Genomic DNA, 20,522 nt, shown 5'->3' with positions numbered 1-20,522 from the left:
CGCCGATGCGGGCTGGACACGGCCCGCGATCCCTGGCCGGGGTTCGGAAGCATGAGGGGGTGGCTTGGGGATGACGGCTGTGGTGGCGGAGGCCGCGGTCAGGGAACGGCGGGCACCGGGGTGGGCGCGGCGGCTGCTCGCGGGCTGGCTGCCGGCCGGGACGGTGCTGGGCGGGGCGGCCTGGGTGTTGCTCTGGTGCGGGGTTCCGGCGGGCGATCTGGCGGCCTTCGGCGCGTACGTGCTGCTCGGGGTGGCGCTGCCCGGGACGTTGCTCTGGCGGGCACTCACCGGCGGCGGCCGGTCGTTCGCCGAGGACGCGGCCGCCGGGCTGGCCCTGGGGTACGCGGTCGAGGTCCTGGTCTACATCCCCGCCCGCGCGGCCGGCCTGCCGCTGCTCGTCCTGGGCTGGCCGGTCACCGCCGTCGCGGCGTTCCTCGCGGTGCCGCGGTTGCGGCGTCACTGGCGGGGCCGGGCCGAACGCGAACGGATGCCCTGGTGGTGCTCCTGGTCGCTGGCGGGGGTCGCCGGCTACCTGCTGGCCTTCTGCGCCCGGTCGCTCTACCGCGTGCCGATCACCGACGCGTACGTCGACATGCCCTACCACCTGGCCCTGCTCGGCGAGGTCAGGAACCACGTGCCGCCCACGCTGCCGTCGGTCCTGGGCGAGCGGCTGGCCTACCACTGGTTCGTCTACGCCGAGATGGCGGCCACGAGCTGGGTCACCGGGATCGAGCCGGTGACGCTGGTCTACCGGCTGTCCACGTTGCCGATGACGTTCGCGATGATCATGCTCGTGGCGGTGCTCGGGCGGCGGCTCGGCGGGCGGTGGGGCGCGGGGCTCGCGGCGGTCGGCGTCACGTACTTCCTGTTCGCGCCGGTGTTGCAGGAGGGCGTGGTGTTCACCTCGCGGTCGATGTTCACCGCGTGGGCCAGCCCGACGCAGACGTTCGGCGCGTTGTTGTTCGCGCCCGTGGTGCTGGTGCTCACCGCCATGCGGCCGCGGGGGTGGGCGGCGGTGGCCGTGCTGCTGCTGGCGCTGACCGGGGCGAAGGCGACGTTCCTGCCGTTGCTGCTGGCCGGGCTGGTGTTCGTGCTGGTCGTGCAGTTGCCGGTGGAGCGGCGGCTGCGGCGGGAGTGGGTGGTGCCGGCGGCGATCACGTCCGGCTGCCTGCTGATCGCGCAGTTCGTGGTGTTCGGGCGCGGGGCGCAGGGCACGGTGGTGGCACCGTTCGCCACGATGCGCACGTTGTGGGGGGTGGTGGCGGACGTGCAGCCGCCCGCGCTGGCCGCCGAACCGTGGGGGCCGGTGCTGGTGTTCGCCGGTGTGCACCTGTTCTGCCTGCTCTGCGTGTGGGGCGGCGTGGCGGCGCTGAAGGCCCGGCTGCTGGACCCGGCGGTGCTGCTGCCGGTCGGCGTCGGGCTGGCGGGCATCGGCGCGATCTTGGTGCTCGGTCATCCGTCCGACGCGCAGCTCTACTTCCTGGAGGGCGTGCGGCCGTACCTGTCGGTGGCCGCGGTGTGCGGGGTGGTGGCGGCCATGGAGCGGCGGCGGGTGCCGTGGGCGGTGGTCGCGGGCTTTGCCGGGGTGGGGGCGGCGGTGGCCGTCGCGGCCGCGCGGCTGGTGCCGCCGGGTGCGGTGCTGGTGCGGGTGCTGGTCCCGTACCTGGTGCTCGCGGGGGTGGTCGTGGTGGTGCTGGCGTTCCGGCGCAGGGGGTTCTCGCTGGCGGTGGTGGCGCTGCTGGCGGGGTACGCGGTGCCGACCTCGCTGCGGGAGGTGGTCGTGCACGTCGCGCCCGAGCCGTGGGAGCGCGAGCGGCTGATCCCCGCCGGGGCGCTGGAGGCCGGACGGTGGCTGCGCGACCATTCCGCGCCCGGTGACGTGGTGGCCACCGACCTCCACTGCCGCAACCCGGCGCCCCGCCGTACGTGCGACAGCAGGCACTTCTGGGTCTCGGGGTTCACCGAGCGGCGGGTGCTGGTCGAGGGCTGGGCGTACGCCGAGAGCACGCTGTCGCGCGCCGAGATGTTCGTGACCCCCTACCTCCAGGTGCCGTTCGCCGACCAGGCCAGGCTGGCGGACAACGACGCGGCCTTCCACGAGCCGTCGGCCGCGAACGTCGGCAGGCTCCGGTGGAAATACGGCGTCAAATGGCTGTTCACCAGCAATGATCCGGCGTTGGAGAAATACGCCGAACTGCGCTTCCGCAACGCCGACGTCTCCGTGTACGAGCTCACGACCAGGTAAAGCTTGCCCCCGTTCATGGAATGGTGAGCAGAAACGGCACGCGCCCCGCTGGACGCCCCCAGCACCATTTCCGTGAACCTACCGCCGCAAGCGATCAGGGAATTCTATGGACACGCGTGCCGCCATGGACCCGAGCCCCAACGTCCTGGACACCTCGGCCGGCCTGGCGACCGTCGACATCGTCATCCCGGTGCTCAACGAGGAGCGGGCGCTGCCGGGCTGCGTGCGCACACTGGCCGCGTTCCTGGAGGACAGGTTCCCGCTGCCGTGGCGCATCACGGTCGTGGACAACGGCAGCACCGACGACACCTGGCCCATCGCCACCCGGCTGGCCGCCGAGCACGACCGGGTGCACGCCCGCCGGCTCGACATCCGGGGCCGCGGCGCCGCGCTCAAGGCGGCCTGGCGGGAGAGCCCGGCCGACATCGTCGCGTACATGGACGTCGATCTGTCCACCGACCTGGGCGCGCTGTTCCCGCTGGTCGCGGCGGTGGCGAGCGGGCATTCCGAGATCGCCATCGGCACCCGGCTGGCGCACAGCGCCCGCACCCTGCGCTCGATCCGCCGCGAGGTGGTCTCGCGCAGCTACAACGCGCTGCTCAGGTACGGGTTCGGGGTCAGGTTCAGCGACGCCCAGTGCGGGTTCAAGGCGGCCAGGACCGACGTGGTCCGGCCGCTCATGGACAAGATCGAGGACGACGCCTGGTTCTTCGACACCGAGCTGCTGCTGCTGGCCGAGCACAACGGCCTGCGCGTGCACGAGGTGCCGGTCGACTGGATCGAGGACACCGACTCGCGCGTCCGCGTGGTCCGGACGGCGATCGACGACCTGAAGGGCCTGGCCAGGGTCGCCTGGTCGATGTCCATGGGCCGGGCCGACGTCGAGGTGGCGCGTTCGGAGCTCAGGCCGACGCATCCCGACGCGGTGGTCGCCCGGCCGAGGGCGGTGACGCTGGCGAAGTTCGCCTCGTTCGCCGCGATCGGCGTGTTCTCCGTCCTGCTGTACGCGCTCATCTACCTGCCGTTGCGCGGCGTCTGGGCGCCCGCGCCGGCCAACCTGGGCGCTCTGGTGCTCACCGGGTTCGTCAACACCGAGGCGAACCGGCGCTGGACGTTCAATCGGCTGGGCGGACGGCGTACCGCGATGCACTTCCGGGCGGCGCTGCTCTTCCTGGCGAACTACCTCCTGACCACCTCCGCCGTGCTCGGCCTGCGCAGCGTGTCGCCGGGGGCCGGGCGGCTGATGGAGATGAGCGCGGTGGTCGCCACGTACGGACTGCTCACCCTGATCCGCTTCACCGCTCTGGACCGCTGGGTCTTCTCCCGCACAAGGAACCAACCACATGGAAACCACTGAGATCCGCCGGCTGCTCGACCTTGAGGACACCCACTGGTGGTACCGCGAGCGCCGGGCGATCCTGCGCAGGGAGCTGCGCGAGCTGGGCCGTCCCGGGCGGGCCCTCGACGTCGGCGCGGCCGGCGGCGGGAACACCCGGGTGCTGGTCGAGGCGGGCTGGGACGCCACCGCGACGGACTACTGCGAGACGGCGGTCGAGGTCGCCAGGGAGCGCGGGCTCAAGGCCGTACACGCCGACGCGCGGGCGCTGCCGTTCGAGTCGTCGAGCATGGACCTGGTGACCGCGTTCGACGTGCTCGAACACATCCACGAGGACCATCTCGTCACCGAGGAGATCGCCCGGGTGCTGGCGCCCGGCGGGCACGCGCTGATCGCCGTCCCGTGCGACATGGCGCTGTGGTCGGCGCACGACGACGCCGTGGGCCACGTACGCCGCTACGGCCGCGACACGCTTACCGTCGTGGTGGAGAAGGCCGGGCTGAGGGTGGACCGGCTGTGGAGCTGGAACGTGCTGCTGCGCCCGCTGGTGGCCCGGCACCGGCGGCGGTCGCGGGGCAGCGACCTGCAGCGCACGCCCGCGGTGGTCAACGCGGGCCTGTCGATGGTGGTGCGCGCCGAGCGCTACCTCCCGGTCAGGTCGCTGAAGGGCGTGACGCTGTTCCTGCGGGCCAGGCTCGGCAGGTGACGGGTTCCGGACCACGGGCCGGGGTCAGGTCTCAAGTCGATGTCCGGTGACGCGGACGGGCCCGGATGGTTCTAGGCTGTCGCGTGTGGTGATTCACGCCCTCCTCGCGGCCACCCTGGCCCTGACCGCCACGCCCGCGGCCGCCGCCCCGAAGATCGACTGCGCCCGGCTCAAGTGCCTGGCGCTGACCTTCGACGACGGCCCGAGCGAGCACACGGCGACGCTGCTCAAGGTGCTCAAGAAGGAGGGGGCCAAGGCCACCTTCTTCCTCGTCGGCAAGCAGGTCGAGCGCCGTCCGGCGCTGGCCCGGCAGCAGGCCGCGGAGGGGCACGCGATCGGCGACCACACCTACTCCCACCCCTCGCTGCCGACGCTGCGCGACGACGACATCATCGAGGAGCTGCGCACCACCCAGGCCCTCATCCAGGACGCCACGGGCCGGCGGCCGACGATGTACCGCCCGCCCTACGGGCACACCGACGAACGCGTGCTGCGCATGGCCGACCAGCAGGACCTCGCCGAGATCCTGTGGACGGGCACCACCCTCGACTGGAAGCTGCGCGACGCCAAGAAGATCAAGGCGACCGTGCTCAAGCTGGCCAAGCGCGACGGCGTCATCCTCATGCACGACACGGTCCCGCAGACCGTCAAGGCGATGCCCGAGATCCTCAAGGAGCTCAAGAAGCAGGGCTACACCCTGGTCACCGTCCCGACGCTGCTGCGCGGCAAGGGGCCCGACTCCGGACTGAGCTACTTCTGAGCACGTCCCCCTCCTGAGTGCTGGAACCATGGAGAGCGTCAGCCCCGCCGCCGCACGTCCCAGGCCGTGGGTCGCCCTCGTCACCTTCCTGATCATTCAGGCGGTGCTCGCCTGCTGGTGGGCGGCCTTCTACCCCGGGCTGTTCAGCCGCGACTCGGTGCTCTATCTCAGCCACACGATCGTCGGCCCGTGGGTGAGCGATCACTCGGTGGCCTACGACGCGTTGTTGTGGCTGAGCTTCACCAGGACGGGTGACCTCGGGGCGGTCACGTTCGCGCAGACCACGGCGATGGCGGGGGCGCTGACGTACCTGGCGCGGTCGCTCTGCGCATTGGGGGCGCCGCGGTGGGCCACGACGCTGGTGGCGGTGCTGGCGCCGGTGACGCCGACGGTGGGGGCGTTCACGGTCACGTTGTGGAAGGACGTGCCGTTCACGATCTGCGCGATCATGATCGCGGGGGTCTGCGCGCGCATGGCCGCGCGCCGGCGGGTCTCCCTGGCCGGGCTCGGCGTGCTCATGACGCTGCTCGGGCTGTTCCGCGCGAACGGCTTCCTGGTGGTGGGCATCGCCGTCGCCGTCCTGCTGGTGGTCGTCGCCACGCGGCGGGTACGGCTCGCGCTCGTCGGCACGGTGGCGGCCGCCGTGCCGCTGCTGCTCACGAACCTGCTGTTCCCCCGGTTCGGCATCACGCCGCCGTCCAGCACGTACGTCTACCACACGGCCTACGCCGACGTGGCGGTGGCGTTCAGGGAGCGTCCTGAGCTGTTCACCGAGCAGGACAAGGCGCTGATGACCTCGGTCGCGCCGCTCAGCAGGTGGTGGGAGGGCGGCACCTGCGCCACGGTCAACCTGCTGATCTGGCGTCGCGACTTCAGCTGGCCGGCCGCCGACGCGCACGCGGGCGAGCTGCTCGGCCTGTGGGAGCGGTTGCTGATCAGTGACCCCGGGATGATCGTCGGCACCCGCCTGTGCCGGGGGGCGATCGCGTGGAGCCCGGTGCAGGACCCGTACGTGGTCGGCGGGATGACGTACCGGTTCTCGCGGCGGCCCAGCGCCGACACCTACGTGGGGCCCGGCAAGGTGCCGGACTTCGCCGGCCGGGGGGTGTTCTCGCTCCGGCCGTTGTCGGCCGAGCTGAACCAGGTGGCCGAGCCGTGGCTGACGGGGGCGCTGCTCCCGCAGTGGGACTGGGTGTTGTGGCGGGGGGCCTCGTGGGCCTACCTGTCGTACGCGGCGGTGGCGCTGGGAGCGCTGGCCCTGCGCAACCGCTATGTGGTCGCGGTGGCGGCGGTCGTGGCCGGGCAGCAGCTCGCCGTGCTGGCCAACATCTCGGCCCAGGACTTCCGGTACATGGCCGCGCCGATCTTCGTCGGGCTGCTGCTGGTGCCGCTGCTCCTGGCGAGCGCCGGGCGGCTGCTGCTCGCCGCGGCCCGGTCGGCGTGGCGCGCGCTGCGCCGTCCGGCCCCGCCCGCCGCCGAGACCAGCCCGGACGACTAGCCCGGACGGCCAGGGCCAGGACGACTAGGCCAGGCCCTGGCCGTCGGGCAGCCGGGTACGGCCCGGCAGCCGCACCACGGTGACGAAGAACTCGTCGATCTGCCGGATGACGGCCATGAACTGCTCAAGGTCGACGGGTTTGGTCACGTACGCGTTGGCGAACAGCTTGTAGCTGCGCAGGATGTCCTCCTCGGCCGAGGAGGTGGTCAGGACGACGACCGGGATCGCCCGCAGCTCCGGATCGCCCTTGATCTTCTCCAGCACCTGCCGCCCGTCGTACTTGGGCAGGTTGAGGTCGAGCAGGACGAGGTCGGGCCGCGGCGCGCCCACGTGCGCCCCGCGCTGGTAGATGAAGTCGAGCGCCTCCAGGCCGTCGCGCACGACGTGGAGGTTGTTGCGGATCTTGTTGTCCTCGAACGCCTCGCGGGTGATGAGCTCGTCACCGGGATCGTCCTCGACCAGGAGCACTTCGATGGGCTGGACGGTCATGCGGTTGCTCCTTCGTCGGTGACGGCGGGCAGGGTGAAGCTGATCCGGGCTCCCTCGGTGTGGCCGGTGTCGAGCCAGATCGTACCGCCGTGGTTCTCCACGATCTTCTTGCACATCGCCAGGCCGATGCCGGTGCCGCTGTAGGCCTCCCGGCTGTGCAGGCGCTGGAAGATGATGAAGATCTTATCGGCGAACTCGGCCTCCACGCCGATGCCGTTGTCGGTGACCGAGAACAGCCACTCGTTCTCCCGCTGCTCGCAGGTGATCCGGATGCGGGGGGCGCGGTCGGGGGCGCGGAACTTCAGCGCGTTGCCGACGAGGTTCTGCCAGAGCATGCCGAGCATGGTGGGGTCGCCGATCACGTTGGGCAGCGGGTCGGGCCGCTCGATCTCGGCGCCGGTCTCCTCGATCACCGCCGACAGGTCCACCAGCGCCTTGTCGAGCGACTCCGTCAGCTCGACCGGCTTGCGGTCGTCGTACAGGCGGCCGACGCGGGAGAAGGTGAGCAGGTCGTTGATCAGGACCTGCATGCGGGTGGCGCCGTCGACGGCGAAGTGGATGTACTGGACGCCGCGCTCGTCCAGTACGTCGCCGTAGCGCTTCTGGAGGAGCTGGCAGAACGTGGCGATCTTGCGCAGCGGCTCCTGGAGGTCGTGGGAGGCGACGTAGGCGAACTGCTCCAGCTCGGCGTTCGACCGCCGCAGCTCCTCGGCCTGGGCGTCGAGGCCGGCCGCCTGCTCGCGCAGCACGACGTGCTGCTTGCGGAACTCTTCGAGGGCGAAGACGATCTTCGTCCGCATCGACTCCACGTCCCGTGCGACCTCGCGGATGTCGGCCGGCCCGCTGGCGGGGATGGCCCGGTCGAAGTCGCCGGCGGCGATGTCGCGGGCGGCCTCGCGCAGCTCGTCCAGCGGACGCCCGATCGCCCGCCGCAGCAGCACCGCCATCGCGACGCCGGCCACCAGGAACAGGATCAGCATGATGACGAAGGCCAGGTTGCGGACCTGCTCGACCTGCCGCAGCTCCTCCTGGGCGCGCTGCCGGGCCTTGGCCAGCCGGTCGTCCTGCCGGTCGAGCAGCGCCCTGATCTGGTCGAAGGCGTGCTTGCCGCTCTCGATGCGGGCGGCGGAGATGACCCCGTCGGCCCGCTTGTCGGCGGTGAGCGGCTCGGCGTAGTCGTGCCGCCAGGTGGCCGCCGCGTCCCTGACCGCGTTCAGCTCACTGACCAGCTCGGGACGGTCGCCGATGAGCGTGGCGATGCGTTCGCGGCTGTGCCGCTCGGCCGCCACGCCCGCCGTGTACGGCTGGAGGAAGTCCTCGTTGCCGGTCAGCAGGAAACCGCGTACGCCGGTCTCCTGGTCGATCAGGGTGCTGCGCAACTGGGCGGCCTCGATCCTGGCCGGCGAGATGCGCAGGATGACCTGGTCGGACAGGCGCGCGGTGCGGTCGAGCATCACGGTGGCGACCACGACGCAGGTGACCACCAGGACCGACACGGCCGCGATCATCAGCACGAACCAGCCGTGGACGGTCAGCCGCCGCCAGCCCTGCTCGCCGCCACGCGTACGGGAAACCTTCTGCACGGCCTGCCTCTCCAGCACGGACGCCTGTTCGCTCACGATTCGTCTTTCCAGCGCAGGTGCACGACGGCGACGTCGTCGGCCGCCGCGTCGTGGACGGAGGCCGCCTCGACGTCGGCGAGGATCGCGTCGAGCAGTTCCTCGCTGCCCAGGCCCGTCCACCGGGAGGACAGCTCCAGCAGGCCATCCTCGCCCAGCCACCGCGGCGTGCCGCCCGGCAGCCGGCGCTCGAAGAGGCCGTCGGTGTAGAGCGTCACGCCGCCGCCCTCGGGCAGTTCCAGGAGGTCCTCCTCCCAGTCGGCCTCGATGGGCAGGCCGAGCGCGGGCCCCTGCCGCGGGTCGGCGAGGACCACGGAGTCGGCCGTGTGCACCAGCAGGCCCGGGTGTCCGGCGCGCCAGACGCGCATCGTGTGCCGGTCGGGCTCCAGGACCACCGTGGACATCGTGACGAAGATCTCCGAGCCGGCCCGCTCGGCCCGCAGAATGCGTTCGAGCTGGCGCAGCAGCGGGACGCCGGTCATGCCGTTGAGCACCAGCGCCCGCCAGGCGATGCGCAGGCAGACGCCGAGCGCCGCCTCGTCGGGCCCGTGGCCGCAGACGTCGCCGATCACCGCGTGCACGACCTTGTCGTCGGTCTCGACGACGTCGAAGAAGTCGCCGCCGAGCGTGGCCGAGCCGCGGCTGGCCCGGTAGCGGGAGGCGACCTCCAGGGGCATCTCCTGCAGCAGCGGGGTCGGCAGCAGGCCGCGCTCCAGGCGGGCGTTCTCCTTGGCGCGCATACGTGCGGTGTGCAGTGCCACGGCCGCCTGCTCGGCCTGCTTGCGCTGCATGGCGTAGCGCAGCGTGCGGCCCAGCCATTCGGCCTCGACCCGGCCCTTGACCAGGTAGTCCTGGGCTCCGGCGGTCACCGCGGCGAGGCCCGCGCTCTCCTCGGCCAGGCCGGTCAGCACGACGACCGCGGCGTCCCCGGCCTCCTCCAGCACCGACGACAGGGCGGAGAACTCGTAGGCGTCGGGCAGGCCGAGGTCGAGCAGCACGCACTGAGGGCGCAGCCGGGCCAGCGCCCTGCGGGCCTCGTCCACCGAACGCGCCCACTCCAGCCGGACGGCAAGGCCGCTGTCCTCCAGCAGCTCCTGGACGATCAGCGCATCCTGCGGATCGTCCTCCACGAGCAACACCAACGGCTGCCGGACATCCTCACTCGCATGGGCCATGTTGGCAATTGCACCCTTCGTCACCGGCACCGAGCTCTAACGAATCGACGCCTCAGGTGCCCCACTGCCCACTACGGCCAAGAAGTGGCCCAAACTCACGCACTTTTCCCAAGAAACTTTCCGGTATGCGTCCACAAGCGGAGCAATTCGTCACGGGCCGGGGTCGGGGGGTCTGGCGAATCGACCTCCTTCCACCATAACCAACGCCCTGACCTGCATTAACCGCTCATGGCCGGACATGCGAACGGCCCGGAACCGTCAGCCGGTCCGGGCCGTTCGCACATGGCGTTATTCCCACTCGATGGTGCCCGGGGGCTTGCTGGTGACGTCGACCACCACCCGGTTGACCTCGCGCACCTCGTTGGTGATGCGGGTGGAGATGCGCGACAGGACGTCGTAGGGCACCCGGGCCCAGTCGGCCGTCATCGCGTCCTCGGACGTCACCGGCCGGAGCACGACCGGGTGGCCGTAGGTGCGGCCGTCGCCCTGCACGCCCACCGAGCGCACGTCGGCCAGCAGCACCACCGGGCACTGCCAGATCTGCCGGTCGAGGCCGGCGCGGGAGAGCTCTTCGCGGGCGATGGCGTCGGCCTCGCGCAGCAGCGCCAGGCGGTCGCGGGTGACCTCGCCGACGATGCGGATGCCGAGCCCGGGGCCGGGGAACGGCTGCCGCCAGACCATGGCGGGCGGCAGGCCCAGCTCTTCGCCGGCCCGGCGGACCTCGTCCTTGAACAGCGCGCGCAGCGGCTCGACCAGCTTGAACTGGAGGTCTTCCGGCAGGCCGCCGACGTTGTGGTGGGACTTGATGTTGGCGGTGCCCGTGCCGCCGCCGGACTCGACGACGTCGGGGTAGAGGGTGCCCTGGACCAGGAAGTCGACCGGGCCGTCGGCCATGATGGCGCGCTGCTCGTCCTCGAAGACGCGGATGAACTCGCGGCCGATGATCTTCCGCTTCTCCTCCGGGTCGGTGACGCCCTCCAGCGCCTTCAGGAAGCGGTCGGCGGCGTCGACGACGCGCAGCTTGACGCCCGTGACGGCCACGAAGTCGCGCTCGACCTGCTCGGCCTCGCCCTTGCGCAGCAGCCCGTGGTCGACGAAGACACAGGTCAGCCGGTCGCCGATGGCCCGCTGGACGATCGCCGCGGCCACCGCGGAGTCGACGCCGCCCGACAGCGCGCAGATGGCGCGGCCGTCGCCGACCTGCCGGCGCACGGCCTCGACGGAGTCTTCGACGATGTTGAGCATGGTCCACGACGGACGGCAGCCGGCCGCGTCGAGGAAGTGCTTGAGCACGGCCTGACCGTGCTCGGAGTGGAGCACCTCGGGATGGAACTGCACGCCGTACAGGCCGCGTTCGGGGTGCTCGAAGGCGGCGACCGGCGTCTCGCTCGTGGAGGCGGTGACCGCGAAGCCCTCGGGGGCCGCGGCCACGCTGTCGCCGTGGGACATCCAGACGGTCTGCGCGGCGGGCAGCCCCTGGAAGATGACGCCCTCGTCGAGCACCTCCAGCGCGGTGCCGCCGTATTCGGCCACGCCCGTGCGGGCGACCTCGCCGCCCAGCGCCTGGGCCATGGCCTGGAAGCCGTAACAGATGCCGAACGTGGGCACGCCGGTCGAGAACAGGCCGTGCGGCACGGGCGGCGCGCCTTCGGCGTAGACCGACGACGGGCCGCCGGACAGGATGATCGCCTTCGGCTTCTTGGCCATCATCTCCTCGACGGACATCGACGACGGCACGATCTCGGAGTAGACGTGGCACTCGCGCACCCGCCTCGCGATGAGCTGCGCGTACTGTGCGCCGAAGTCGACCACCAGCACTGTGTCGAATTCAGACACCGTGAGAACCCCCCAAAGGCGAAATGCGGTGCCTTCATTGTATCGGCCTCGGGTATTACGCCTGGCCTCACACCGTCACTCGTGCTAACACAGAACGGTGGATCTTGTCTGGCCGGCCTCGGCGTGGGCCCTGTGGTTCGCCGCGCTGGCCGCCGCGTTCGGGTTGACGACGCGCCGGGCCGCCGCGCCCCCGGCGGCCCCTGCTCCCGCGGCGCCGCCCGCCGTCGTCGAGCTCTTACGCGGGCTGCGGGCCGGTGAGGTCTTCCACGCCACGGTCTTCGAGCTGGCCAGGCGCGGGTTCCTGACGATCCGGGGCGACCGGCTCACGCTCTCCGCGACGGGCGAGGGGCAGGTGTGGCCGTACGAGCGATGGGTGCTCGACCGGGTGGCCGCGCGGATGGGCGGAGCGCCGCAGGCGCCGGTCGTCGCCCTGATGCCGGACAGCGGCGACCTCGACGCCGAGTTCGTGCCCCTGGTGCGGCAGAGCGCCATCGACCTCGGGCTGGCCCGGCGGCGCTGGCAGAGCATGCTCGTGCCGCTGCTGCTGGCCGCCGGGCTCGCCGTGCCCTGGTACGTCACCATCTCGCAGGCGGGCGTGTCGTGGCCCGGCTGGATCGCCACGGCGGGGGCGTTCGTGGCCGGGGCCGCGCTGCTGCTGGGCGGGCGCGGGTTCGTGCTGACGCCGCTCGGCCGCGAGGTCGCCGGGCCCGAACCGGCTCCGGTGGACCCGCGGCAGGAGTGGATCTTCACCGGCGACGGGTGGCGCGGCGTCCTGGTCGAGCCCGCTCCGCGCGACGGCGGCGGGCCCAAGCGGCAGGAGGTCGAGGGGCGGGTGGTCAAACGCTGGATCGTGACCGAGCACGGCGACGACCTGTCCTCCTCGCGCACCTGTTACCTGGCGGTGCACGACGGCACGTCGGAGCGGGCGCCGGCGTACCGGGCCAAGGAGCGCGTCTACCAGGACGTGCTGCCGGGCGACTTCGTCCGGCTGCTGGTCAATCCGCGGCGCGGGAGCGTGGTGAGCGTGCTGACCCACGAGCGCCGCTGGTAGCGCCGGGCAGTTCGCCGGCCAGCAGCAGCTCGGTCTGCCTGCGCAGCCGGTCGGCGAACTCGGGGTGGGTCAGCGCGAGGAACCGTTCCTCGTGGATGGCCCGCACGACCAGGGCGGCCACCTCGGCGGGCTCGACGCCGCGCGCCATGGCCGCCCCGACGGCCTCGCGGGCGGCCGTCTCGTCGTCCGTCGGGGTGCTGACCAGGTCGGCCGGGCGGGACCGGGCCGAGTCGTCGATCCGCGTCCTGACCGCGCCGGGGCACAGCGCGGTCACGCGGAGCTTGGAGCCCACGGCGGCGAGGTCCTGGGCCAGCGACTGCGAGGCGGCCAGCGCGGCGTACTTGGTGACCGCGTAACCGCCCGCGCCGGGCGCGGCGAGCAGCCCCGCCACGGACACGGTGTTGACGACGTGCCCCTCGGTGTCCTGTGCCATCATGCGCGGCACGAACGCGCGCACGCCGTGCAGCACGCCCCACAGGTTCACGCCGAGCAGCCAGGCGAAGTCCTCGGCGGTCCTGGTCCACAGGCGGCCGCCCTGGTGAACGCCGGCGTTGTTGCACAGCACGTGCACCGCGCCCAGCTCGCCGAAGCTCCGGTCGGCCAGGTGCTGCACGGCCGCCGCGTCCGAGACGTCGGTGACCTGCGTGAGCACCTCGCCCGGCCCGGCGGACGCCTTCCCCGCGAGCGCGGCCGTCTCGGCCAGCCCGCCGGGATCGACGTCGGCCAGCATCAACGCCATGCCCTCGGCGGCGAACCGGACGGCCAGGGCTCTGCCGATGCCGCTGGCCGCGCCCGTCACCACTGCGACTTTGCCGGACAGTTCACGCACCGTCTGAACCTCCCTAGCGCTCGCTCGGCTACCCCGACGCTACAGGATCGCGCCGATCAGGCCCAGGGGCGGCGAGCCGAGGTCGAACAGCGCCTTGTGGAAGCGCTGGAGCGTGAAGCCCGCTCCCCACTGCGCGCGGGCCTGCTCGCGCAGGTCGAGGATGAGCAGCTTGCCCCAGGTGTAGCGGCCGTACGTCGGGTCGAAGGAGGCGCGGCGGGCCTCCGACAGCGCGGCCGGACCGGCCAGGTGGGTGTCGGACTCGAAGCGCCGCGCGCCCTCCTCGACCGTCATCTGCCCGGTGTGCACGCCGATGGCGCAGGCCAGCCGGGTGACCCGGATCAGCGCCTCCACCCAGACGCCGATCTCGAACCGCGGGTCGTCGGGCGCGTAGCCCTCCTCGACGCACAGCTCCTCGGCGTAGTGGGCCCAGCCCTCGACGAAGGCCATCGACTGCAGCAGCCGCCGCACGTCGGAGGGGGCCCGGCGGAGCGCGCGGCCGTGCGAGAAGTGGCCGGGGGCCACCTCGTGCACGTTGATCGCGGGCAGCGTGGTGGCGCTGAAGACCTCCAGCCACTCCTCCTGGTCCTGCTCGCTCCAGGACGCGTCCGGCGGCGTGATGTGGTACCAGGACGGCCCCTCGGGCTCGCCCGGCGAGTTCCACGCCATCATGGCCATGGCCCAGCGGCGCGACTCCGGCGCCAGCCCGACCTGGCACTCGCCGTCATGGTAGGGCACGAGGTCCTTCTCACGGGTGAAGGCGATGGCCCGTTCGGTGCCGATCCTGGCCGCCTCGATCACGCCGTCGGCGTCGGGGTGGTCCTTGACCAGCTCGCGGACGACGTCGAGGGGCCGCTCGGAACGTCCGAGCTTGGCGCAGGACTCGGCGAGCAGGCCCATGAGCCGGTCGCGTTCGGCGTCGGCGCGCTCGGCCAGCCGGCCCAGGTCGACCGGCAGGCCCTCGGCGCTGCTCATGAGCTTGACCAGGGCCGCGCCGCCGAGCGCGGCGTCGGGGTCGCCCTCGGCGGCGGCGCGGGCCACGTGGGCCACGAGCCTGCCGTGGGCCTCGATCGCGGCCTCGTCGGTGATGCCCGCGGCCAGGCCCTTGACCGCGCCCAGCAGGGACGTGGCGACCGGGGCCGCGACCTGGTCGAGCGCGGCGACCGCGGCGTCCACGGCGGCCGGCCACTGCGCGAGGTGGGCGGCCCTGGCGGCGGCGCGCTCGGCCTCGGGGCCGTAGTCGCGGTCGTAGCAGGCCAGGTCGAGGTTGGACAGGTGGATCAGCGGGTTCTTGCGGTGCAGCTCCAGCTCGCCGAACTGGGTGCGCATGGCCTCCTCGAAGATCTGCAGATGCTCGGCGTCGTGCGGGTCGGCCGGCGCGTCGCCCTTGCCGAGGCGCGCCAGGCCGTCCCGTACGCCCTCGGGCGACAGGTCCTGGATCTGGCCGTCGTACTCGTGCCTGCCGCCCCCCTCGCGCGCCTCGGACACCATCAAATCGGTGATCGCGCGCAATCTGGGGTCAAGTTCCGTCATGCCGCCGACGCTAGCGCACACCCCTGATCCTGAGGACCCCGGCGGAGCCGACCAGCGAGATCACGATGCCCACGACGAACAGCGCCGGATAGCCGCCCGTCCCCACCACGACGGCGGCGAGGGCGGGCGCGAGGATCTGCGGCCCGGCGTTGGCGATGTTGAGGACGCCCATGTCCTTGCCCGCGTCGCCGGGGTCGGGCAGCACCTTCGTCACCAGGGCCATGTCCACGGCCATGTAGACGCCGAACGCGATGCCGTGCGCGACGTTGTAGACGATCATGCCCTCGAACGTCGGCATCGCCAGCGGGATGCCCAGGAACACCGCCGAGGACAACCCGGCGACGAGCGCGAACAGCCGGAAGCGGCCGAGGCGGTCGGAGATCGGCCCGATCACGAGCACCGCGAGCAGCGTGGCGGCCTGGCCGATGAGCATCAGCAGGCCCATCGTGGCGACCACCTCGCCCTTGGGGATCTTGATGAAGTCCTCAAGGAGGAAGAGGTTGAAGGTAAAGATGACGAAATATCCGAGCATGACGCCGAAACGCGACACGAAGGCCCAGGCGAAGTCCGGGGTCTTCAGCGGCCGCAGGAACCCGGCCAGGAACGCGCCAAGCCCGAACGGCTCGCGCGCCATCCCCACCGACGACGTGTCCGGCGTCGCGACCACGACCAGCACCGCCGCGACCAGCAGCAGCGCCATCACCACGTAGTACGCCCCGCCGGCGGCCAACTGCGGGAACACGATGAACATGATCGCCGCCGCGATGGTGGCCAGCGGCGTGCCGAGCCCGAACAGCCCGGAGTAGGTGCCGTACCGGCTCGGCGGGACCCGGTCGGGCAGGATCGCGGTCATGGCGGCCTGGTAGCCGTTCATGATGGTCTGCACGCCCGCCCAGCTGAGGCCGAGCATGAGCACGCTGCCCGCATTGGCCTGCGCGAACAGGGCGAGCACGCCGAGCAGGACGCAGCCGAGTATCCACGGCGAACGCCGGCCGAAGCGCGACCTGGTCCGGTCGGAGATCTGGCCGAAGACCGGGTTGGCGAGCGTGGCCATGAGCGGGCCGATCGAGTTGGCCAGGCCCAGCGCGGCCACGTCGTTGACGCCGGTGATGCGCTGCACGTGAACGGGCAGGACGAACGCGCCCACGCTCAACCACAGGAACATGACGGCCACGTTGGCCAGCGGAAGCGTCAGGTAGAGCGGCCCGAGGCGCCGGGTGTCCCGGTGCGCGCCGCTCAGAACTTCAGCCATGGGAGGACCTCTCCGAGCGATGGTGATACGTATCACCGACGATTGCTCTGGACTGTAGGTCGCGCGGGAAGGACTGACAAGACGCGCGTCCAACTCGTTACGCGCCTCAGGCGCTGGACCGGACCACCAGCCGGGGCTCGAACCGGGCGACGACCTGGCCCGCCACCGCCGGGCGCGCGCCGCGGACGATCCCGTCGATCTCCTCCGCCAGATCGGCCGGGCTCGCGGTGGCGTCGAAGTGCACGCTGGTCAGCCGGGGCCGCATGAGCGTGCAGATCGGCAGGTCGTCGGCGCCGACCACGGCGACGTCGCCGGGGACCCGCAGACCGGCGTCCTGCAACGCGCTGATCAGCAGCATCGCGTACTCGTCGTTGTAGGCGAAGACGCCGTCGGGCAGGTCGCCCGCGCGGACGAACCGCCCCGCCTCCTCCTCGGAGAAGGCCAGGTCGATGCGCGCGGCCCCGGGAACGACCTCCCGCACCCCCGCCAGCCGGGCCCGCCCCATGGCGTCGACGCCCTCCTCCCGGGGCACGACGGCCGCCAGCCGCCTGCTCCCCCGTGCGACCAGGTGGCGGGCGGCCACGGCGCCGAGGGCCCGGTGGTCGAACACCAGGGCCGGCACCAGCGGCGAGGGCTGGTCGGACAGGCCGACGACGGCCCGGACGCCCGAGGCGTGCAGCAGGTCCACGGCGGGCCTGGTCAGCCGCGCGGCCTCGACGAGGACGGCCGAGGGCCGCAGGGCGAGCCAGCTCCTGGCCGCCGCCACGCCCTTGAGCGTGCGCTCGCCGTACTGGACGAGGGTGTAACCGCGGGTCCTGAACTCCTCCTCCAGCTCTTCGGACACCTGCTGCGCCAGCCGGCCCGTCCTGGCCCGCGACAGCGGCATGAGCACGATGTCGCTGCGGCCCGTGCGCAGCGCGCGGGCGGCGGCGTCGGGGACGTAGCCGAGCCGGGCGGCGGCGTCGCGGACCCGCCTGCGGGTCTCCTCGCTCACCCGGGCGTGGGGGTTGTCGGTGAGCACGTAGGAGACCGTGGCCTGGGAGACTCCCGCGGCCCTGGCCACGTCGACGCTGGTCGGCGGACGGTCCCCCCTTGTCGTGTTCACGGGGTGGATGGTATCAACTGCTTATACGTATAATCAGGAGAGGCCGCCGCATGAAGCTGCACACTCGTGAATGGGGGTCGGGCGACCGTCTGGCCGTCCTCGTCCACGGCATCATGGCCGACTCGCGATGCTGGTGGCGGGTGGGCCCCGAGCTGGCCGCGCGCGGCTACCGGGTCATCGCCGTCGATCTGCCCGGCCACGGCGAGAGCCCCCGCGCCGACGCCTACCCGCCTGAGCTGTTCGCCTCGTCGCTGGCGGAGTCGGTGCCCGCGCGCCCCGAGCTGGCCATCGGGCACTCCCTGGGCGGCCTCACGCTCGGCCTCGCCGTCGAACGGCTCATGCCCGGACGGGCGATCTACTCCGACCCGGCCTTCCGCCTGCCGACGCTGGAGAGCGGCGCCCTGGAGTCGATGGCCGGCTTCACCGACGAGACCGGCGAGCTGATCGCCGCCCTGCACCCCGGCTTCTCGGCCGAGGAGGTGGCGGTCGAGGTGGAGATGCTCGCGCGCTGGGACCGCGGGTCGGCGCTGTCGCTGGTCGAGGCGTCGGGCATGGACTTCACGCCCGCTCCCGTCGTGCCGTCGCTGGTGCAGGTGGCCGACCCGAGTCTGCTGGTGCCGCCGGCGTTCCAGGAGGAGTTGCGGGGCAAGGGGTTCGAGGTGCGCGTGGTCACGGGGGCCGAGCACACGATCCACCGCCACCTGTTCGAGGACTTCCTGGCGGGGCTGGACGGCTGGATCAGACCCGCTGCCGCAGCTCGGTGAGGCGGCCGGCGACGTCGAGGCCCTTGCCGGCGGCCCAGGCGTCGTCGTGGTACGTCGCCAGGTGCCGCTCGGCCGCGTCGCCCACCAGCGAGACGATCGTGCCGCTCTCGCCCCTGGTCCGCATGCGCCCGGCCAGTTCGAGCGCGGCCCACAGCGCGGTGCCGGACGAGCCGCCCACCGGCAGCCCGGTGACCTGCCTGATGTGCCTGGCCGCCGCCACGCTCGCCGCGTCGGGCACCGGCACCACCAGATCGACCAGGTCGGGCCGGAACCCCGGCTCCACGCGCGGACGGCCGACGCCCTCGATCCGCGAGGGCATGCCGGTGGCGTAGTCGGGCACGTCGAGGGTCCAGCCAGGGAAGTAGGCGGAGTTGTCGGGATCGGCGACCGCCACCCGGCAGCCGTGCTCCCCGGCCGCGGCCCCGAGCGTGGCCGAGGTCGCGCCGGTGGCCGCGCCGGTCACCACCCAGTCGGGACGGACCTGGGCGAACAGCTCTTCGGCCAGGTCGTGCGGCGCGGCCCGGCCGAACTGGTCGAGGTAGTGGCCCCCGACCTCGGCGGCCGCTTCCCTGGCCGCGTCGTAGATGGCCAGGGGCGGCGTCACGAACCGGCACGCGCCGCCCAGCGCCTCGACCGCGCGGGCCCGCGCCGGGTCGGGCGCGCCCGGCATGACCGCGACGTAGGGCAGGCCGAGCCGCCGGGCGAACCACGCCTGCGCGACCGCCGCGTTGCCGCCGGTGGCCTCGACCACGGTGGTGCCCTCGGTGATCGAGCCGTCGAGCACGGCCCGCCGGAACAGCGCCCTGGCGTGCCGGTGCCGCAGGCTGCCCGTGGGGTGGCCGGACTCGTCCTTCAGCAGCAGGCGCACGCCGGGGACCCGGACGGGGAGGTCGATCAGCCTGGTCGGCGGCCCGGCGGCCAGCGCGTCGAGCGCGCGCGTGCTCCAGCTCACCGGACCACCCTGTCAGGACGAGCTCAGGAAAGCTCGACCTGTTCGCCAGGGGCGAGCAGCACGAACCGCTCGCCGAGCCCCGCGAACGCCTTCTCCAGCGTGTCCCGGCCCTGCGTGAAGTGCGCCCACTGCTCGAAGTGCAGCGGGACGACGTGCCGCGCGCCCAGGATGTCGGCGGCGGTGACGGCGTCCTCGCTGGTCAGCGTCAGGAACCCGTCCACGAGCGGGGTGCGCGCGCCGCCCGCGAACAGCAGCGCCACGTCGATCCGCGGGAACCTGGCGGCCACGGCCCGTACGACGTCGAGCGAGGCGTTGTCGCCGCTCACGTAGACGGTGGGCAGGCCCTCGCCGCTGAGCACGAAGCCGGTCACCTCGCCCGTCAGGTGCTCGGTCCCGTCGGGGCCGTGCTGGGCGGGCACGCCGGTCACCCGCAGCGGGCCGACCTCGGTCTCGCTCCAGTTGGGCAGGGCGCGCACCGGCTCGCCGACGCGCTCGGCCGCCGAGGCGGTGGACAGCGCCAGCGGGGCCGCGGCGAGGAACGCGCGGCCCGCGTCGTCGAGGTTGTCGGGGTGCTGGTCGTGCGAGAGCAGCACGGCGTCCACCGGGCCCACCTCGTCGGGGCCGAAGGCGGGGCCGGCCGTCTTCTTGAGCACCCTGGCGCCGACCGGGTGATCGCCCGGCGCGTCGAAGGTGGGATCGACCAGCAGCCGGACGCCGCCCAGCTCGATGACGGCGGTCGGGCCACCGGCGTAACGAATCTTCATGTCCGTCAAGGACACGAGGGGACAGAAGGTTTATTCCGTACGCCGTTGAGCACGCGGGTCACCGTGCGGTGGCACAGGGCGCGGAAGTCGGGCTCGGCCATGCTCATCCGGCCGCTCAGGTACTGCTGGACCAGGCCCTGGGTGCTCGCCGTGACCGCGAGCGCGGTCTCCAGCGGGTCGTCCTCGCGCAGCACGCCCGCGCGCATGCCCTCCTCGGCCAGCGCCACCACCACGCTGAACGGCGGGCCCTGGCCGTCACGGAAGTCGTCGGGGAAGCGGCGGGCCCGCGCCCATGCGTCGGAGGTCAGGAAGTTGTACAGGTGGGGGCTGCCGAGCGCGAAGTCGAGGAAGTCGTCGAGCGCCGCCATCAGGCGCTCCTCCACGTCGCCCGTGCCGGGCCTGCGGGTCCACGCCTCGGCCAGCTCGCGGGCGGCGGCGTCGGCGACGGCGCGCAGCAGGGCCTCCCTGCTCGGGAAGTGCCGGTAGATGGCCATGGCGGTGACGCCCACGGCCTCGCCGACCCGCCGCATGCTGACGGCGTCGGCGCCCTCCTCCAGCAGGATCTGCCGGGCCACGGCCTCGATGCGCGCCGCCGTCCCTGGTTCGCTCAT

At 72.5% G+C, this 20,522-nt stretch carries 18 protein-coding genes; 7 read left to right on the top strand and 11 right to left on the bottom strand.

What is annotated here, in order from left to right; translation table 11 throughout:
- Nucleotides 1–70: 70 nt before the first annotated feature.
- The 5 genes from AB0J46_RS33870 to AB0J46_RS33850 all read left to right on the top strand — a co-directional run bounded on the left by AB0J46_RS33870 (nucleotide 71) and on the right by AB0J46_RS33850 (nucleotide 6,545).
- Nucleotides 71–2,245: a hypothetical protein gene (locus tag AB0J46_RS33870; RefSeq protein ID WP_364338184.1), complete on the top strand. Its 2,175-nt coding sequence runs from the start codon at nucleotides 71–73 to the stop codon at nucleotides 2,243–2,245.
- Between the two features lie 106 nt (nucleotides 2,246–2,351).
- Nucleotides 2,352–3,602 carry a glycosyltransferase gene (locus tag AB0J46_RS33865; protein WP_358282230.1) on the top strand — a complete coding sequence of 417 codons (1,251 nt, stop codon included), beginning with the start codon at nucleotides 2,352–2,354 and terminating at the stop codon, nucleotides 3,600–3,602.
- On the top strand, nucleotides 3,589–4,287 hold the full coding sequence (locus AB0J46_RS33860) for a class I SAM-dependent methyltransferase (RefSeq protein ID WP_364338183.1): 699 nt from the start codon (nucleotides 3,589–3,591) through the stop codon (nucleotides 4,285–4,287). The genes AB0J46_RS33865 and AB0J46_RS33860 overlap by 14 nt, the downstream gene beginning before the upstream one ends.
- Nucleotides 4,288–4,372: 85 nt before the next feature.
- Nucleotides 4,373–5,047 carry a polysaccharide deacetylase family protein gene (locus AB0J46_RS33855; RefSeq protein WP_364338182.1) on the top strand — a complete coding sequence of 225 codons (675 nt, stop codon included), beginning with the start codon at nucleotides 4,373–4,375 and terminating at the stop codon, nucleotides 5,045–5,047.
- A gap of 28 nt (nucleotides 5,048–5,075) precedes the next feature.
- Nucleotides 5,076–6,545, top strand: a complete 1,470-nt coding sequence (locus AB0J46_RS33850) for a hypothetical protein (protein WP_364338181.1) — start codon at nucleotides 5,076–5,078, stop codon at nucleotides 6,543–6,545.
- 24 nt (nucleotides 6,546–6,569) lie between these two features.
- On the opposite strand, the gene AB0J46_RS33845 is transcribed toward AB0J46_RS33850, so the two are convergent.
- The 4 genes from AB0J46_RS33845 to guaA all read right to left on the bottom strand — a co-directional run bounded on the left by AB0J46_RS33845 (nucleotide 6,570) and on the right by guaA (nucleotide 11,664).
- Nucleotides 6,570–7,034, bottom strand: a complete 465-nt coding sequence (locus AB0J46_RS33845; RefSeq protein ID WP_352318742.1) for a response regulator — start codon at nucleotides 7,032–7,034, stop codon at nucleotides 6,570–6,572.
- A complete protein-coding gene (locus AB0J46_RS33840; RefSeq protein ID WP_364338180.1) occupies nucleotides 7,031–8,653 on the bottom strand; it encodes a CHASE3 domain-containing protein in 1,623 nt (540 codons plus the stop codon). Before AB0J46_RS33840 ends, AB0J46_RS33845 begins: the two co-directional genes overlap by 4 nt.
- A complete protein-coding gene (locus AB0J46_RS33835) occupies nucleotides 8,650–9,828 on the bottom strand; it encodes a fused response regulator/phosphatase (RefSeq protein ID WP_364338179.1) in 1,179 nt (392 codons plus the stop codon). Before AB0J46_RS33835 ends, AB0J46_RS33840 begins: the two co-directional genes overlap by 4 nt.
- Nucleotides 9,829–10,116: 288 nt before the next feature.
- Complete coding sequence (gene guaA, locus AB0J46_RS33830) at nucleotides 10,117–11,664, bottom strand: glutamine-hydrolyzing GMP synthase (protein ID WP_364338178.1); 1,548 nt, start codon at nucleotides 11,662–11,664, stop codon at nucleotides 10,117–10,119.
- Between the two features lie 97 nt (nucleotides 11,665–11,761).
- Between guaA and AB0J46_RS33825 the strand changes: the two genes are divergently transcribed.
- Nucleotides 11,762–12,715 carry a hypothetical protein gene (locus tag AB0J46_RS33825; RefSeq protein ID WP_364338177.1) on the top strand — a complete coding sequence of 318 codons (954 nt, stop codon included), beginning with the start codon at nucleotides 11,762–11,764 and terminating at the stop codon, nucleotides 12,713–12,715.
- On the opposite strand, the gene AB0J46_RS33820 is transcribed toward AB0J46_RS33825, so the two are convergent.
- The 4 genes from AB0J46_RS33820 to AB0J46_RS33805 form a co-directional block, all read right to left on the bottom strand.
- Nucleotides 12,660–13,544: an SDR family NAD(P)-dependent oxidoreductase gene (locus tag AB0J46_RS33820; RefSeq protein WP_364338176.1), complete on the bottom strand. Its 885-nt coding sequence runs from the start codon at nucleotides 13,542–13,544 to the stop codon at nucleotides 12,660–12,662. The genes AB0J46_RS33825 and AB0J46_RS33820 overlap by 56 nt on opposite strands.
- A 39-nt stretch (nucleotides 13,545–13,583) precedes the next feature.
- Entirely contained in the window at nucleotides 13,584–15,074 is a 1,491-nt protein-coding gene (locus tag AB0J46_RS33815) for a DUF885 family protein (RefSeq protein WP_364338175.1), read from the bottom strand.
- 10 nt (nucleotides 15,075–15,084) lie between these two features.
- On the bottom strand, nucleotides 15,085–16,326 hold the full coding sequence (locus AB0J46_RS33810; RefSeq protein ID WP_364338174.1) for an MFS transporter: 1,242 nt from the start codon (nucleotides 16,324–16,326) through the stop codon (nucleotides 15,085–15,087).
- 106 nt (nucleotides 16,327–16,432) lie between these two features.
- Nucleotides 16,433–17,431 (bottom strand): LacI family DNA-binding transcriptional regulator, encoded by a 999-nt coding sequence (locus AB0J46_RS33805; RefSeq protein ID WP_364338173.1) that lies wholly within the window; start codon nucleotides 17,429–17,431, stop codon nucleotides 16,433–16,435.
- A gap of 50 nt (nucleotides 17,432–17,481) precedes the next feature.
- Between AB0J46_RS33805 and AB0J46_RS33800 the strand changes: the two genes are divergently transcribed.
- Nucleotides 17,482–18,195, top strand: a complete 714-nt coding sequence (locus tag AB0J46_RS33800) for an alpha/beta fold hydrolase (RefSeq protein ID WP_364338172.1) — start codon at nucleotides 17,482–17,484, stop codon at nucleotides 18,193–18,195.
- On the opposite strand, the gene AB0J46_RS33795 is transcribed toward AB0J46_RS33800, so the two are convergent.
- Genes AB0J46_RS33795 through AB0J46_RS33785 form a run of 3 tightly spaced genes read right to left on the bottom strand, consistent with a single transcriptional unit; the run spans nucleotide 18,170 to nucleotide 20,522 of the window.
- Nucleotides 18,170–19,147: a pyridoxal-phosphate dependent enzyme gene (locus tag AB0J46_RS33795; RefSeq protein WP_364338171.1), complete on the bottom strand. Its 978-nt coding sequence runs from the start codon at nucleotides 19,145–19,147 to the stop codon at nucleotides 18,170–18,172. The two genes, AB0J46_RS33800 and AB0J46_RS33795, sit on opposite strands and share 26 nt — an antisense overlap.
- A 23-nt stretch (nucleotides 19,148–19,170) precedes the next feature.
- The gene (locus AB0J46_RS33790; RefSeq protein WP_364338170.1) at nucleotides 19,171–19,911 is read right to left on the bottom strand and encodes an MBL fold metallo-hydrolase; all 741 of its coding nucleotides are present in this window, start codon (nucleotides 19,909–19,911) and stop codon (nucleotides 19,171–19,173) included.
- 5 nt (nucleotides 19,912–19,916) lie between these two features.
- On the bottom strand, nucleotides 19,917–20,522 hold the full coding sequence (locus AB0J46_RS33785) for a TetR/AcrR family transcriptional regulator (RefSeq protein ID WP_364338169.1): 606 nt from the start codon (nucleotides 20,520–20,522) through the stop codon (nucleotides 19,917–19,919).

The sequence above is a fragment of the Nonomuraea sp. NPDC049758 genome (genome assembly GCF_040674635.1).
Taxonomy (GTDB): domain Bacteria; phylum Actinomycetota; class Actinomycetes; order Streptosporangiales; family Streptosporangiaceae; genus Nonomuraea.
This window is presented reverse-complemented; position numbering and strand designations above follow the sequence as displayed.

Bases quoted from the DNA above. Each gene is read 5' to 3' on its own strand.
- AB0J46_RS33865 (WP_358282230.1), top strand. From the start codon at position 2,352: ATGGACACGCGTGCCGCCATGGACCCGAGCCCCAACGTCCTGGACACC.
- AB0J46_RS33785 (WP_364338169.1), bottom strand. From the start codon at position 20,522: ATGAGCGAACCAGGGACGGCGGCGCGCATCGAGGCCGTGGCCCGGCAG.
- AB0J46_RS33815 (WP_364338175.1), bottom strand. From the start codon at position 15,074: ATGACGGAACTTGACCCCAGATTGCGCGCGATCACCGATTTGATGGTG.
- AB0J46_RS33835 (WP_364338179.1), bottom strand. From the start codon at position 9,828: ATGGCCCATGCGAGTGAGGATGTCCGGCAGCCGTTGGTGTTGCTCGTG.
- AB0J46_RS33870 (WP_364338184.1), top strand. From the start codon at position 71: ATGACGGCTGTGGTGGCGGAGGCCGCGGTCAGGGAACGGCGGGCACCG.
- AB0J46_RS33845 (WP_352318742.1), bottom strand. From the start codon at position 7,034: ATGACCGTCCAGCCCATCGAAGTGCTCCTGGTCGAGGACGATCCCGGT.
- AB0J46_RS33800 (WP_364338172.1), top strand. From the start codon at position 17,482: ATGAAGCTGCACACTCGTGAATGGGGGTCGGGCGACCGTCTGGCCGTC.
- AB0J46_RS33860 (WP_364338183.1), top strand. From the start codon at position 3,589: ATGGAAACCACTGAGATCCGCCGGCTGCTCGACCTTGAGGACACCCAC.
- AB0J46_RS33810 (WP_364338174.1), bottom strand. From the start codon at position 16,326: ATGGCTGAAGTTCTGAGCGGCGCGCACCGGGACACCCGGCGCCTCGGG.
- AB0J46_RS33790 (WP_364338170.1), bottom strand. From the start codon at position 19,911: ATGAAGATTCGTTACGCCGGTGGCCCGACCGCCGTCATCGAGCTGGGC.
- AB0J46_RS33850 (WP_364338181.1), top strand. From the start codon at position 5,076: ATGGAGAGCGTCAGCCCCGCCGCCGCACGTCCCAGGCCGTGGGTCGCC.